This window comes from Ruegeria sp. CH2, assembly GCF_056537065.1.
In genome coordinates, this window is the sequence record NZ_JBQFQV010000010.1 from 95,777 (window position 1) to 109,129 (window position 13,353).

Annotated in this window: 15 protein-coding genes; 6 read left to right on the forward strand and 9 right to left on the reverse strand. The window is 59.6% G+C overall.

The annotated features are described in order from the left end of the window. Positions 1-105 precede the first annotated feature (105 nt). Complete coding sequence (ptsP, locus tag ACR0M9_RS14305) at positions 106-2,349, reverse strand: phosphoenolpyruvate--protein phosphotransferase (RefSeq protein ID WP_209505648.1); 2,244 nt, start codon at positions 2,347-2,349, stop codon at positions 106-108. A gap of 46 nt (positions 2,350-2,395) precedes the next feature. Beyond that, positions 2,396-3,634 carry an aspartate kinase gene (locus tag ACR0M9_RS14310; RefSeq protein WP_480488466.1) on the reverse strand — a complete coding sequence of 413 codons (1,239 nt, stop codon included), beginning with the start codon at positions 3,632-3,634 and terminating at the stop codon, positions 2,396-2,398. A 165-nt stretch (positions 3,635-3,799) separates the two neighbouring features. On the opposite strand from ACR0M9_RS14310, the gene ACR0M9_RS14315 reads away from it, so the two are divergent. After that, positions 3,800-4,156 (forward strand): hypothetical protein, encoded by a 357-nt coding sequence (locus ACR0M9_RS14315; RefSeq protein ID WP_480773917.1) that lies wholly within the window; start codon positions 3,800-3,802, stop codon positions 4,154-4,156. On the opposite strand, the gene ACR0M9_RS14320 is transcribed toward ACR0M9_RS14315, so the two are convergent. The 5 genes from ACR0M9_RS14320 to ACR0M9_RS14340 form a co-directional block, all read right to left on the reverse strand. Continuing rightward, complete coding sequence (locus tag ACR0M9_RS14320) at positions 4,150-4,788, reverse strand: SDR family NAD(P)-dependent oxidoreductase (RefSeq protein WP_209505642.1); 639 nt, start codon at positions 4,786-4,788, stop codon at positions 4,150-4,152. The genes ACR0M9_RS14315 and ACR0M9_RS14320 overlap by 7 nt on opposite strands. Positions 4,789-4,791: 3 nt before the next feature. Beyond that, the gene (locus ACR0M9_RS14325; RefSeq protein ID WP_480507785.1) at positions 4,792-5,247 is read right to left on the reverse strand and encodes a DUF1178 family protein; all 456 of its coding nucleotides are present in this window, start codon (positions 5,245-5,247) and stop codon (positions 4,792-4,794) included. Positions 5,248-5,319: 72 nt separating this feature from the next. After that, the gene (locus ACR0M9_RS14330; RefSeq protein WP_480773918.1) at positions 5,320-5,781 is read right to left on the reverse strand and encodes an NUDIX hydrolase; all 462 of its coding nucleotides are present in this window, start codon (positions 5,779-5,781) and stop codon (positions 5,320-5,322) included. A 140-nt stretch (positions 5,782-5,921) separates the two neighbouring features. After that, positions 5,922-6,665 carry an EcsC family protein gene (locus ACR0M9_RS14335; protein WP_480773919.1) on the reverse strand — a complete coding sequence of 248 codons (744 nt, stop codon included), beginning with the start codon at positions 6,663-6,665 and terminating at the stop codon, positions 5,922-5,924. Between the two features lie 52 nt (positions 6,666-6,717). Beyond that, positions 6,718-7,212, reverse strand: a complete 495-nt coding sequence (locus ACR0M9_RS14340; protein ID WP_267363076.1) for a GNAT family N-acetyltransferase — start codon at positions 7,210-7,212, stop codon at positions 6,718-6,720. A gap of 72 nt (positions 7,213-7,284) precedes the next feature. Here ACR0M9_RS14340 and ACR0M9_RS14345 point away from each other — a divergent pair, with 72 nt between their 5' ends. Continuing rightward, positions 7,285-7,890 (forward strand): flavin reductase family protein, encoded by a 606-nt coding sequence (locus ACR0M9_RS14345; RefSeq protein ID WP_480773920.1) that lies wholly within the window; start codon positions 7,285-7,287, stop codon positions 7,888-7,890. 135 nt (positions 7,891-8,025) lie between these two features. Here the strand turns inward: ACR0M9_RS14345 and ACR0M9_RS14350 are convergent, their stop codons facing one another. Beyond that, entirely contained in the window at positions 8,026-9,660 is a 1,635-nt protein-coding gene (locus tag ACR0M9_RS14350) for a SulP family inorganic anion transporter (RefSeq protein ID WP_480488476.1), read from the reverse strand. Positions 9,661-9,825: 165 nt separating this feature from the next. Between ACR0M9_RS14350 and ACR0M9_RS14355 the strand changes: the two genes are divergently transcribed. From ACR0M9_RS14355 to ACR0M9_RS14365, 3 genes are all read left to right on the forward strand, one after another. Continuing rightward, positions 9,826-10,386, forward strand: coding sequence for an invasion associated locus B family protein (locus tag ACR0M9_RS14355; protein WP_480773921.1), 561 nt, complete (start codon positions 9,826-9,828; stop codon positions 10,384-10,386). A 66-nt stretch (positions 10,387-10,452) separates the two neighbouring features. Then, positions 10,453-11,325: an S-methyl-5'-thioadenosine phosphorylase gene (locus tag ACR0M9_RS14360; RefSeq protein ID WP_480773922.1), complete on the forward strand. Its 873-nt coding sequence runs from the start codon at positions 10,453-10,455 to the stop codon at positions 11,323-11,325. A gap of 314 nt (positions 11,326-11,639) precedes the next feature. Further along, positions 11,640-12,269 (forward strand): LysE family translocator, encoded by a 630-nt coding sequence (locus tag ACR0M9_RS14365; RefSeq protein ID WP_209598172.1) that lies wholly within the window; start codon positions 11,640-11,642, stop codon positions 12,267-12,269. Positions 12,270-12,277: 8 nt separating this feature from the next. Here ACR0M9_RS14365 and ACR0M9_RS14370 read toward each other — a convergent pair whose 3' ends face one another. After that, positions 12,278-12,451, reverse strand: a complete 174-nt coding sequence (locus ACR0M9_RS14370; protein WP_209505622.1) for a hypothetical protein — start codon at positions 12,449-12,451, stop codon at positions 12,278-12,280. A gap of 325 nt (positions 12,452-12,776) precedes the next feature. Between ACR0M9_RS14370 and ACR0M9_RS14375 the strand changes: the two genes are divergently transcribed. Further along, on the forward strand, positions 12,777-13,316 hold the full coding sequence (locus ACR0M9_RS14375) for an adenine phosphoribosyltransferase (protein WP_209505620.1): 540 nt from the start codon (positions 12,777-12,779) through the stop codon (positions 13,314-13,316). Positions 13,317-13,353 lie beyond the last annotated feature (37 nt).

A 13,353-nucleotide genomic window follows, 5' to 3' on the forward strand; every position in this document is an offset into this window, starting at 1 on the left:
TGAAACGGCTCTGCGGCACACTGTTACCGCTAACATTGCCTGCGTGATAGAAAGCCTGCGCGAAAAAATCAAGCATAGTTTCCCCAAAAAGCGAGGTTTTGCGGGCTATACCTGACTGCGCAGCCACTCCATCACGGCCGGGCGCACGGATTGTTCGCCACGATGGCGCGCGTCGGCGATGATTTTTCGCACCTCCATCAGGTCGCACCGCAGCAACAGGCTTTTGACCGGACCAATCGACGCCGGGCGCATAGACAGGGTGCGAATACCCATGGCCGCAAGGCACAGCGCCTCGACCGGACGGCCCGCATCCTCGCCACAGAAACTGAGCGGGGTGTCCGAAAGCCCGCAGCGTTCGACAATGCGTTCCATCAGGCTCAGGAAACTGACATTCAACGTGTCATAGCGGCGGCGGACCAGTTCATTTTCGCGGTCAGCCGCAAAAAAGAACTGCTTGAGGTCGTTCCCGCCGATCGAGATGAAATCGACCTCGTCAAAGAACTTTTGCGGGGCAAAGGCCAGCGACGGGGTTTCCAGCATCGCGCCGACTTCAAGCGTTTCGGGCAGAACGTGGCCCAGTCGCTTTTCGCGTTCGATGGTTTTGTTTACCTCCCAGCGGGCTTCGCGATACTCCTCGGCCTGCGCGACAAAGGGGAACATGATGGTCAGCGGGCGACCATTGGCAGCGCGCAGAAGGGCCTGCAACTGCATCCGCATCACGCCGCGTTTGTCCAGACCGACACGAATGGCGCGCCAACCCAGGGCCGGGTTGGGTTCGGCCACGTGTTTCATATAGGGCAGCACCTTGTCCGACCCGATATCCAGTGTGCGGAACACCACCCTTTTGTCGCCTGCCGCATCCAGTACCCGCTGATACTGGGTGACCAGCTCGGACCGTTTGGGCATCTGATTGCGGATCAGGAATTGCAGCTCGGTTCGGAACAGGCCAACACCTTCGGCACCTGATGTTCCCAGCGACGGCAGGTCGGCCATAAGGCCTGCGTTCATCACCAGATTGATGCGCGTCCCGTCGCGTGTGATACAGGGCGTTTCGCGGATCGAGGCATAGCGTTCCTGCGCTTTGGCCTGCATCGCGATCTTGTCGCGGAAGGCGCCGACCACGCTATCTTCGGGGCGCAGGTGAACAACGCCCTGATCGCCATCCACCAGCACGTGGTCGCCATTCAACGCTTCGGTCGTGATCCGGCCCACATGGACCACCAGAGGGATCGCCAGCGCACGGGCCACAATGGTGGCGTGACTGCCGACTGAACCTTCTTCGAGGATGATCCCCTTCAGCGCCCGCCCGTATTCCAGCAAGTCGCCGGGGCCGATATTGCGTGCGACCAGAATCGGATCGGGCGGCAGATCGGCGCTGTCGGTTTTTCCCTGCCCGGTCAGAATGCGCAACAAACGGTTGCTGAGATCGTCAAGATCCGCCAGCCGTTCGCGCAGATAGGGATCGGACACCTGCCCCATCCGGGCGCGCGCCTGAGATTGTTCTTTCTCGACCGCGGCCTCAGCACTGAGCCCCAGAGCAATGTCCTCTTCCATCCGGCGCATCCAGCCTTTGGAATTGGCAAACATCCGGTAGGCTTCCAGCACCTTGAGCTGTTCGGTATCACCATCCCGGGAAATTTCGAGCATCTTGTCGACACCGACGCGCAGCTCTTCCACCGCCTCATTCAGACGTTCGCGTTCCCGGTGCGGGTCCTCGGCGATCGGATTGGTGACAACCACGCGGGGTTCATGCAGCCAGACATGGCCTTCGGCGGAACCTTCCTGCGCCGGGCCGCCGCGCAGCAGAACCGATTGCTGGTGCCGTGGCGACAGGGCCGCGCCTTCGCCAACAAAGGCGCCCAGTTCGGCCATTTCGGCCAGCACCATGGCCACCACTTCCAGCGCATAGATCTCGTCGGCGGAAAATTCACGCGCTTTGCGGGACTGGACAACCAGAACACCGAGCTTTTCCCCAAGGCGCTGCACCGGCACGCCGAGAAAGGACGAAAACCGCTCTTCCCCGGTTTCCGGCATATACCGGAACCCTTTTTCAGACGGCGCATCCGGGGTGTTGACCACCTTGCCGGTCTTGGCGACCCTGCCCACCAGCCCCTCGCCCATGCGCATCCGGGTCTGGTGTACCGATTCAGGCGCAAGCCCCTGGGTCGCACAGAGTTCCAGGGTCTCATCATCGCGGAACAGATAGATTGAGCACACTTCGCTGCGCATGCTGTCAGCGATCAGATGAGTGATCTGATCAAGGCGCTCCTGTCCAGCGGCTTCGCTGGCCATCGCCTCGCGCAACCGCCCCAGCAGCTTGCGGGATTCTGTTTCCGTGCCGTCCGCCATGGCCCAACCAATTCAGTGTGTCAGGCGAAACCCTTGGCCGATCAGCTCAGGCCGCCTTGTCCAGTTCAAAGGCATCATGCAGTGCCTGAACGGCAAGTTCCATGTATTTCCTGTCGATAAGAACGGAAATTTTGATCTCGGAGGTTGTGATGACCTTGATGTTGATCCCCTCATCCGAGAGTATCTTGAACATTTTGGCCGCGACACCCGATTGCGAGCGCATACCGATTCCCACCACCGAGACCTTGCAGACACCGGTATCGGCGACCAGTTCGGCATAATTGAGCTCGCCCTTGTCCTTGATCGCCAGCAGCGCTTTTTCGGCACGGACCACCTGATCGGTGGGGCACGAGAAGGTCATGTCCGTGCGCCCCTCGTCCGAGATGTTCTGCACGATCATGTCGACATTGACGCCCTCATCGCTGAGCGCGGTGAAGATGGTCGAGGCGATACCGGGACGGTCCGCCACCGAAACGACGGTCATCTTGGCCTCGTCACGGGAATAGGCCACACCGGCCACAACATTGGATTCCATGATATCCTCCTCGTCAACGACCAGCGTACCGGCCTCGTCGGATTGTTCTTCGAAACTTGAAAGAACGCGCAGTTTTACCTTGTAGCGCATTGCCAGCTCGACCGAGCGGGTCTGCAGCACCTTGGCGCCCAGCGACGCCAGTTCGAGCATTTCCTCGAACGAGATCCTGTCCAGCTTGCGCGCCTTTTCGCAGATGCGCGGATCGGTGGTATAGACGCCGTCCACGTCGGTATAGATGTCGCAGCGTTCCGCACCAAACGCGGCGGCAAAAGCCACGGCAGTGGTGTCAGAGCCACCCCGGCCCAGCGTGGTGATGCGGCCTTCGGGGCTGAGCCCCTGAAACCCGGCCACAACGGCCACTTTCATGCCTTCGCCGAATTTCTGGTTGATGTTCGTGGTCGGGATGTCTTCGATCCGGGCCTGGCTGTGCGCGCTGGTTGTCAGCAGCGGCACTTGCCAGCCCTGCCAGCTGCGCGCAGGAACATCCATTTCCTGCAATGTCAGCGCCATCAGGCCAGCGGTGACGTTTTCGCCCGAAGATACCACAGCATCGTATTCACGTGCATCAAACAGCGGCGAGGTCTCGTTCACCCAGCCCACCAGCTCGTTGGTTTTGCCCGACATGGCCGAGACGATGACGATCACGTCATAGCCCTTGGCAACTTCGACACCGATGCGCTTGGCAGCACGGCGGATGCGGTCCAGGTTGGCGACCGAAGTGCCGCCGAATTTCATAACGAGTACGGGCATGGGGGCAAATGTCTCCGCGCCTTGGATTAGAGGTCCCGAGCCTCATAAGCGAGGGGCACCCCAAGAGCAAGAGCGCAAACAGGACCCGCCTGTGGCACAGGGCCGCTTTACATTGCGCAGGTGCGGTGTCAGCCTGCGAGTAACAACCAAATCAAGAGGTTCCCCATGTTTCGCCTAGCCCTTGCCGTTACTTTGTTATCGTCGCCTGCATTGGCGCAGGTTGCCAGTGTGGCCGGCACGGACGGAAAGAATGCACTGGGCAAGGTGCCCTGCGCCGCAAATGCCGGTGACCCGATGCAAAGCTGCAATGCAGAACTGCGCCGCCATGATGACGGCACAACGACGCTGGCCGTGGCTTTGGGGGGTGGCAAGGTGCGCAACATCTATTTCAAGGATGGTGCGCCGGAGTCCAGCAGCTCGACCTCGAAGATGACCTATGAAACGCTGGGTGACCTGCTTGTGGTCTATATTGAACCCGGTGAAGTCTATGAAATTCCCAAAGCGGCACTGACCCGTCAGTAAACGTGCGCCTGACCGTCATAGGTTTCGAAACAGCCGGTTGAGCTGATCGACAGGGCCTCAAAGCGTTCCATCAGGCCGGAGGCGGCCTGATCGACATCAATATCAGCAGCGCCACCGCCCATGTCGGTTTGCACCCAGCCCGGATGATAGATGCCCACGGCGATCCCGTCGGCTTTCAGATCCGTCGCCAGGTTTCGCCCCAGATTCAGCGCCGCCGCTTTGGAGGCGCGGTAGATATAGCTGCCCCCCGGCGCCCGCGTATGGGACGCCATCTGAGACGAGATGATCGCGACCTTGCCGCCTGCGGCGCGCAGATTGGGCAACAACGCCTGAACAGTCAGGAAAACGCCGGTCACGTTGGTGGCAAAGCTTTGCGCCCACATATCGGCGGGGTAGTCGTTGAGCGTGTGCCCCTTGTCCAGATAGACCCCGGCATTGCAGATCAGCAGATCAACGGGCTGGTCTTGCAACTGTTCGGCCATTGCCGCCTGTTGGGCCGGGTCCGACACGTCCAGACGCACCTTTGCGCTGCCATCTCGCGCAGTTCCGGTGACCACGTCACCGCGGGTGTCGTAGCGCAAGGCAAGGGCGCGACCGATACCGCGATTGGCACCGGTGATCACGACATGCATGGGTCAGTTGGTCTTTCTGCTGGGCAGAAACGGCAGCGGTGCCACCGGCACGCCATCTTCGATCAGCGATTTTGCCTCATCCGGTCTGGCTTCACCGTAAATCGAGCGCTCTGGCGCCTCTCCCAGATGCATCTTGCGCGCTTCGCTGGCAAAATCCTTGCCGACGTAGTCCGAGTTCTTTTCTACATGGCGGCGCATCTCGGCCAGAACCTTCTCTATCTCGGGCGAAGGGGTGGCAACGTTGATCCGTTCGTTGGAAACAGGCGCGCTATCGGTTTTTCCCTTTGCGTTCCGGGCCGGACGGACACGCGGTGTCATGATTGCCTTCGCAACCTGCGCACATCCGCAGATCGCGCAGGTCACCATCCTTGCAGAAGCCAGCTTGTCAAAGGCTTCGGCAGATTGAAACCAGCTGTCGAATGTGTGGCCTTCACTGCATTTCAACGCGTATTGAATCATGTTCAGTCCAAAATTGCGATTGGCGAATAGATACCGACCAGACTGACAATATCAAGCCTCTCTGGTGCTATCTTAATGTGTATGGGTCTTAAAGTCGCGTAACAATTCGGCAAGCTCGGGTGATCTGACCTTTTGGGCCGCGTTTTCAGGCGCAAACCACTTGCGCCTGCGCTCGTGCTTTTCGGGGAAGTCCTGCGACATTGTCTGTACATGCAGCGCAAAAACATCAACCAGAATCAAGGCCGGAGGCTGATTTGGGCGGTGCTTGACGTGCAGAAACTGCCCCAGCCCCGCTTTGCTGCATCGCCCCGTCACGCCCGCTTCTTCCCAGGCTTCCTGCACTGCGGTTTCTGATGGGGTCAGCCCGGGGATAAGCCACCCTTTGGGGATAATCCAGCGCTGGGCCTGACGCGTTGTAATCAGCAAAACCTCTGGCTGGCCATGCCGTATCCGGTAACACAGGGCAGCGGATTGCCGCAAAACAGGGTGTTCCGCAGTCTCAGCCAATTCACGCAGTACCGGTCTTGCATTCATTGCGCGACGCACCTTTTGTTCGGGCAAAGGACCCGTTGGCGTTATAGGCCCGCAGGACACGCCTATTTAGCGCCTTTCTCTTGAAAAACTACCATATGAAGTGGTGTCCGCCAAGTCCGGCGTGATGGCGCATTTGTTGATCACATACGGGCTGACAGCTGTTTCACCAGCTCGTTATGCGGGATATCGGCATCAACCGCCAATCTTCGCAGGCCGAAATGCACACGCGCGATTTGCTGGTAATAGCGCGAATAGACATAGTTCGTTCCACCACCGGCCAACGCGCCGAGCACCGGGACGGACTGTGCCGCCAGTTTTTGCCCCAGCACGATTGAAAAGCGTGGTGCCACTGCAGCAATCAGACGCTGCATGGCCGGACCCGTCAGTGTCAGGCGCACCGAGAAAAAGCCAAGATCCGCACCGTCATCATGCGACAGCGGGCCCGATGCGGACAAAACCCGCACACAGTCGAACTTTACGTTCTCGGCAGACGGATCGAAACCTTCGCGCGCGGCGGCCCCCTGAATGGCGCGCAACAGCATGGCGGTTGTTGCAGGCAGCTCCATCAGGGCTGTTGAAACACCGCCCAGCCCGCCGGCCGCGCCCATGGCCGTGGCAAGCGCGGTATTGACCCAGGGCTGCTGATCAGGGATCGCACGCCGGGACCCCTGAGCCGCGTGCATCGCAAGCCACAGCGCCTGCTCGGTAGCCCCTGTCAGGCCGTTCCGAACCGGATCGGGCAATTGCTCGAGCAGTGACTCGGCTGATCCGCCCAGCTTGTTCAGCAGTTTGACACCAGTCCCTCCGGCAGATCGGTAATAACCCGCCAAACGATCCAGTTCAGCCTCGGCATCCACGTTTTCGACAAGAACCACGTTCTGCATGTGCGTCCTCCTGCCTATCAACATCGGCGTTAAGCCGTGTCGATTCAATAGGTCAGCGGGTCCAGCGGGTGACAGCCCCCTGAACTCCGGACCAGACACCGGGCATCAGTTCTAGCCCCAAAACCCGGTCCGGGTTGGTGGGCGGTGGCATCTCGACACCTTGCAGCCGCGCAAAACCAAATCGCCTGTAATAGGGTTCGTCACCGACCAGCATGACCCGCTGCCACCCGCGCTTACGCCCGGCTTCGACACCGGCATGGATCAGATACCCGCCCAGACCCTCGCCCTGGTGGGTTGGGTGTACGGCAACCGGGCCTAGCAGCAATGCGTCGTGTTCGCCGACATGGACCGGCCAGAAGCGGATCGCCCCGGCCAGAATGCCCTGACCGTCGCGCGCGACCAGTGACAGGTCAGAAACCGGCGGCACATCATCGCGCAACCGGTAGGACGACAACGCCTCACGGCCCGGCGCAAAGCACAGGTCATAGAGGGCTTCGACCTCCCACCAATCGTCCGGCTCTTCTGGCCTGATCCCGAATTGCTGCACACCCGCCCTCTTTTCCTTGCTGGAAATCGCCCTAGCACTTCGTTACGCCTTGGGCAAACGCTTGGAGATATGATGTTCTACCGCCCCGAAGACGGCCACGGCCTGCCGCACAACCCGTTCAACGCCATTATCACGCCACGCCCGATCGGCTGGATCTCGACCCGTGATGCGGGTGGGATCAACAATCTGGCACCCTATTCCTTTTTCAACGGGGTTGCTTACACACCGCCGCAGGTGATGTTCGCCACAACCGGCACGAAACACGATCAGATCGGCGGCAAGGACAGTATCGCCAATATCGAGGCGACAGGTGTATTCTGCGTGAATGTTGTAGCGCTTGCGCAACAGGATGCGATGAACGCCAGCTCGGCCAGCCTTCCCAAGGAGGTGGACGAGTTTGCCCATGCCGGGTTAACCCCGGTCGAATGTGAAACCATACCCTGCGCCCGCGTACAAGGCGCCCCGGCAGCACTGGAATGCAAGTTGACCCAGATCGTCACTCTGCCGGGCGCGGCCAACCGCGTCGTGTTCGGCGAAGTAACAGGCGTGCATCTGCTCGACGACCACATCCGAGAGGGCAAGTTCGACGTAACCTCGTTCAAACCTCTGGCGCGGCTTGGGTACCGGGACTATTCGGTCGTGTCCGAGCTGTTCTCGCTCAGTCGCCCGGATGATTGAGGGTGTCGGGGGCTCTGCCCCCACCGCCCGTTCCGGGCGGCTCCCCCGGGATATTTTTTGGCCAGATGAAGCAGGGATCCTTCATTCATCTGGCTTCAAATATCCCGGAGCGCGAGGCAGAGCCTCGCAAATGGATCAGTGGCCGCCCAGAATGCCGGTACGGACCGAGTAATCGACGGCAAGTTCGTAATCCGGGTCATCGTCACTGTCGACCATAAGGTGGCCTGCCTTGTTCAACAGCTTGTGACAATCCCGGCTCAGGTGGCGCAACATGACGCGTTTACCCGCGGCCTCGTATTTGGCCGCGATATTTTCGATGGCTTGCAACGCCGACTGGTCCACCACACGGCTTTCAGCGAAATCGACGATGACGGTTTCCGGGTCATTCGGCACATCGAAGAGTTCGATAAAGCCATCCGATGACCCAAAGAACAGCGGCCCCTGGATTTCATAGACCTTCGCCCCTTTTTCGGTCGCGGACTCACGGGTGACGGCGTGGATGCGCTTGGCGTTGTTCCAAGCGTAGGCCAGAGCCGAGACAATGACACCGACCACAACAGCAACCGCGAGGTCTTCCATCACTGTCACGACGGTGACCAGAACGATGACAAAGGCGTCGGTCAGTGGAACCTTGCGCAGGATCTTGAACGAGTTCCACGCAAAGGTGCCGATGACCACCATGAACATCACCCCAACCAGCGCGGCCAGCGGGATCTGCTCGATCAGCGGTGAGGCAAACAGGATGAAGGTCAGCAAAAACAGCGCCGCAGCGATCCCGGCGATACGGGTCCGGCCACCGGATTTCACGTTGATCATCGACTGACCGATCATCGCGCAGCCACCCATGCCTCCGAAAAAGCCGGTAACGATATTCGACGCTCCCTGGGCGATACATTCCTGAGACGCCCCGCCGCGCTTGCCGGTGATTTCGCCCACAAGGTTCAGGGTCAGAAGGGATTCAATCAGGCCAATCGCGGCCAGAATGACAGCGTAGGGCAGGATGACCTCAAGCGTGCCCCAGTTCAGCGGAACCATCGGGATGTGGAAGGCAGGCAGACCACCTTCGATCGAGGCCAGATCACCGACGCGCGGAACATCCAGACCCAGACCGATCACCAGCGCAGCGACAACCAGAATACCGGCCAGAGGCGCAGGAATGATGCGCGTGATGCGCGGCACCACCCAGATCACCGCCATGGTCAGTGCCACAAGGCCCAGCATGGTGTATAGCTGCGCACCGGAGAGCCATTCTCCACCACCCATGCCGTGACCGGTGTTTTCCATGGTACCCGGCACCTTGAACTGGCCCATCTGGGCCAGAAAGATCACGATGGCCAGGCCATTCACAAAACCCAGCATCACCGGGTGCGGCACCAGTCGGATGAAGCGACCCCAATGCATCGCCCCGGCGATAACCTGGAGGATCCCCATCAGAACCACCGTCGCGAACAGGTATTCGACCCCATGTTCGGCCACCAAAGCCACCATGACGACCGCCAGCGCGCCCGTCGCGCCCGAGATCATGCCGGGTCGTCCGCCGATCAGCGCGGTGATGAGCCCCACAAGGAAAGCGGCATATAGGCCCACCAGCGGGTGCACGCCTGCCACAAAGGCAAAGGCCACGGCCTCGGGCACCAGTGCGAGGGCCACGGTCAGGCCGGACAGCAGCTCGATCCGCAGGCGAGAGAAGGTCAGCCCCTCATCCGGCACCCAGCGCAGATCGGGTATGGCGATACGGTTGGCAAAACTTGCCAGCAAGGCTCGGGGCATTGGACAGTCCTAAAGGATTTTATGTTCGCGCGAAGGGGTCGTTGTAGCGGGCGCGCCGCTGTTAAGCCACCGCAGGAGGTGGGATGCAGCCATGCGCACAGCGCATAACTTGCCTCTCGGCAACGTGATTTGCGGCACCCGGATCAAGCACCCAAATGTGAGTTCATGCGTTGGATTGCCCTTATATTTCTATCGGCCCTGCCCGCCTTTGCACAGGACTTGCAAGGGAATGACACGGCTGGAAACTGGCGTGTCACGCACCATGAAATTTTCGGCATCTGGAATTCGATTTGTGACGAGCGTGAGGAAGCCGGTACTTTGGTGAAGCGCTGCTACATAAGGCGCGCCGAGGTGTTTTCCTTGCGTCCGAAATTTGCGGCGCAATTCATGTTCATCACACCTGAACCAGATGGTTTCAAAATCGAGTTCGGGATTGAGCCCGGCACCTTCTTCATCCCTTCTGGATTCCGCATAGAGAAAGATCAGGATGTGATCTGGCGCACGCGGCGCCCCGGGTGCCTGACAGGGTTAAGCTGCACATTCGAGGATCATCGCGCCGACAGCCTGCTGGATGCCATGCTGAACGGGGATGCGTATCGTTTTGAGTTTCGTGACAGGCATGGTCAATCGCAGGACCTGACGTGGCCGCTGGATGAGTTTGGAGCCGCGTGGGCGGATTTCAATACGCAATCTCAACAGCGTAACCTGCTGGCGAAACAGGAATAGACCTCTTGTCAATTTCGGGCCGAACCCGCACAAATTCAATATCAGTATTTCAGGCGGAGCAGGACAGTGACCCAAACCAGGATTGCCGTTATCGGCGGATCAGGCATCTATGACATCGATGGGCTGGAAAATGCGGAATGGGTCAGTGTCGATACCCCTTGGGGGGCGCCCTCGGATCAGATTCTGACCGGGTCGCTGGACGGTGTCGCAATGGCCTTTCTGCCGCGCCATGGGCGCGGGCATGTGCATTCGCCCACCGATGTGCCCTATCGCGCCAATATCGACGCGCTGAAACGGCTTGGTGTGACGGATGTGATCTCGGTCTCGGCCTGCGGGTCGTTTCGCGAACACATGGCACCGGGCGATTTTGTCATCGTCGATCAGTTCATCGACCGGACATTTGCGCGCGACAAGAGCTTTTTCGGAACAGGCTGCGTCGCCCATGTCAGCGTTGCGCACCCGACCTGCCCGCGCCTGTCGGACGCCTGTGAGACCGCAGGCAAGGCTGCCGGTATCACGATCCATCGCGGCGGCACCTATCTGGCGATGGAAGGGCCGCAGTTTTCGTCTCTGGCGGAATCGAAGATGTATCGCGAGCAATGGGGCTGCGACGTGATCGGGATGACCAACATGCCCGAAGCCAAGCTCGCCCGCGAAGCCGAGCTTTGTTATGCCTCGATCGCAATGGTCACCGATTTTGACAGCTGGCACCCGGATCATGGCGAGGTGGATGTGACCACCATCATTGCGACCCTGACCGGCAATGCCGATAAGGGCCGTGCACTGGTCAAGGGCCTACCCGCCCTGTTGGGGTCCGACCGCGCGCCCTGCCCGCATGGCTGTGACCGGGCCTTGGAATACGCAATCCTGACTGCCCCTGAAAAACGCGACCCGGCGCTGTTGGCCAAGTTGGACGCGGTTGCGGGTCGGATTCTGTAGGTTCTGCGCGACGCGTCGGGCATTGCAGCCGACAGCAGATCGGTTTTCCGGATCACGTTGTTCAAGCGTCCAAGCATGGCATCGACCCTTGCGCTCGAAACTGTCCGGGCACAGGGGATGCGGGTACTTTCTGCCGGGATACTCGCCGCAAGAATGCGACGGTTGTGACGGATCGCACTCGTATCAGTTTTCGTGCAAGTCTCGGCCTGATCCGACCGATTTGAAGGGCCCGAAAGCTGGTCACCATGAAAATTGTCAAGTACTGGTAGTTTGGCTATAGCGGTACCAAAGGAACGTATTGCGAGCAGACCCTTATGTCTCTGGAACTCTGGCTGGCCTTTGTTGCCGCATCCACCGCCTTGCTGCTGATCCCTGGCCCAACCGTGCTGTTGGTGCTGAGCTATGCGCTGTCCAAGGGGCGCAGCGTTGCCGTGGCCTCGGCCACAGGGGTCGCTGTGGGGGATCTTGTGGCAATGACCGCGTCTTTGTTGGGACTGGGCGCGCTTGTTCTGGCCTCGGCCACCTTGTTTTCCGTCCTCAAATGGGTCGGAGCGGCCTATCTGGTCTGGCTTGGGGTTAAACTGCTGCGCAGCGCCCCGGCAAGTGGTTTGGGAACGGTCGCGACCGGGCGGGATGTCACCCCCCGCAGCGTGTTTGGACATGCGGCCGCAGTCACGGCACTGAACCCGAAATCCATCGCCTTTTTCATCGCCTTTGTGCCGCAGTTCCTGCGCCCGGCTGAACCACTGGGGCCGCAATTTGCCATCCTGATCGCCACTTTTGTCGGGCTGGCCTGGCTGAATGCGCTGGCTTATGCGTTGCTGGCCGACCGGTTGCGGCGGCTGATTGGCCGCGCCAGCGTGATCACCGGCATGACGCGGTTTGGCGGGCTGACCTTGATCGGGATGGGTTTCGCCACGGCAGTTCTGCGCCGCCCGGCCTGACCCCTTTTTCAGTTTTCGGCGTTTTCCTTCATGAACCCGCGGATAAACCGGCGGATTTCGCGGGCAGCTGATGTATCCAGCTCCCTGCACAACTCGACAAACGCGTCGCGTTCATCCTTGTCCAGACGCAGAACCAGCTGGCTGTTTTTCTTCGTTGATCCCTTGCCGTCTTTCTTTGGCACGCGCGTTGCTCCTAGCAAATGCTCGTTAATTCAGGCGATGCATTGTGTATACATAGCATAGTGATTGTCGTTATCGGGCACTTAACAGCACCGGAACGGAAATGGCAATGAACCTTCAAACCGTCTGGGGCCTTTCTTTTGCGAGATCAACGCAAATGCGCAAGCCGCACCTGTCATGTTTGCCTGCCACGCTTTACCGGTATTACGGATTGCCCAAGGCTGTGGTTTCGTGCCGCTGGTGATCGCGTGAATGAATTGTTCCTTGCATGGCTAACCCTCTTGGGCCAAACACGTTTTGGTATTTGAAGCGGAAAAGGGTTGGTTCATGTCAAGGAACAAGACTGTCAAAGACTACATCCGGACGATTGTCGACTTTCCGCATGAAGGAATTCTGTTTCGCGATGTGACGACGCTGTTTGCCGATCCGCGCGGATTTCGGATGGCCATTGACCAGATGCTGCACCCCTATGCCGGGGAACGCATCGACAAGGTTGTCGGCCTCGAAGCGCGGGGCTTTATCCTTGGGGGGGCGATTGCGCATCAGCTGAGCCTGGGCTTCGTACCGATCCGCAAGAAAGGCAAGCTGCCCGGCACAACGATCAGCCAGGACTACAAGCTGGAATATGGTGAAGCGATCGTCGAGATCCACGATGACGCCATCCAGCCAGGCGAAAAAATCCTTGTCGTTGACGACCTTCTGGCCACAGGCGGCACTGCGGCGGCGGGCATCAAACTGATCGAGCGTTTGGGCGGTGAGATCGTCTCATGCGCGTTCATTATCGACCTGCCTGACCTCGGCGGGCGCAAAGTATTAGAAGATATGGGCATGGACGTGCATGTCCTGTGCGAATTCGAAGGGCTTTAACGCGGCAACCTTCGGACTTCTTAACAAGAGTCAGAGC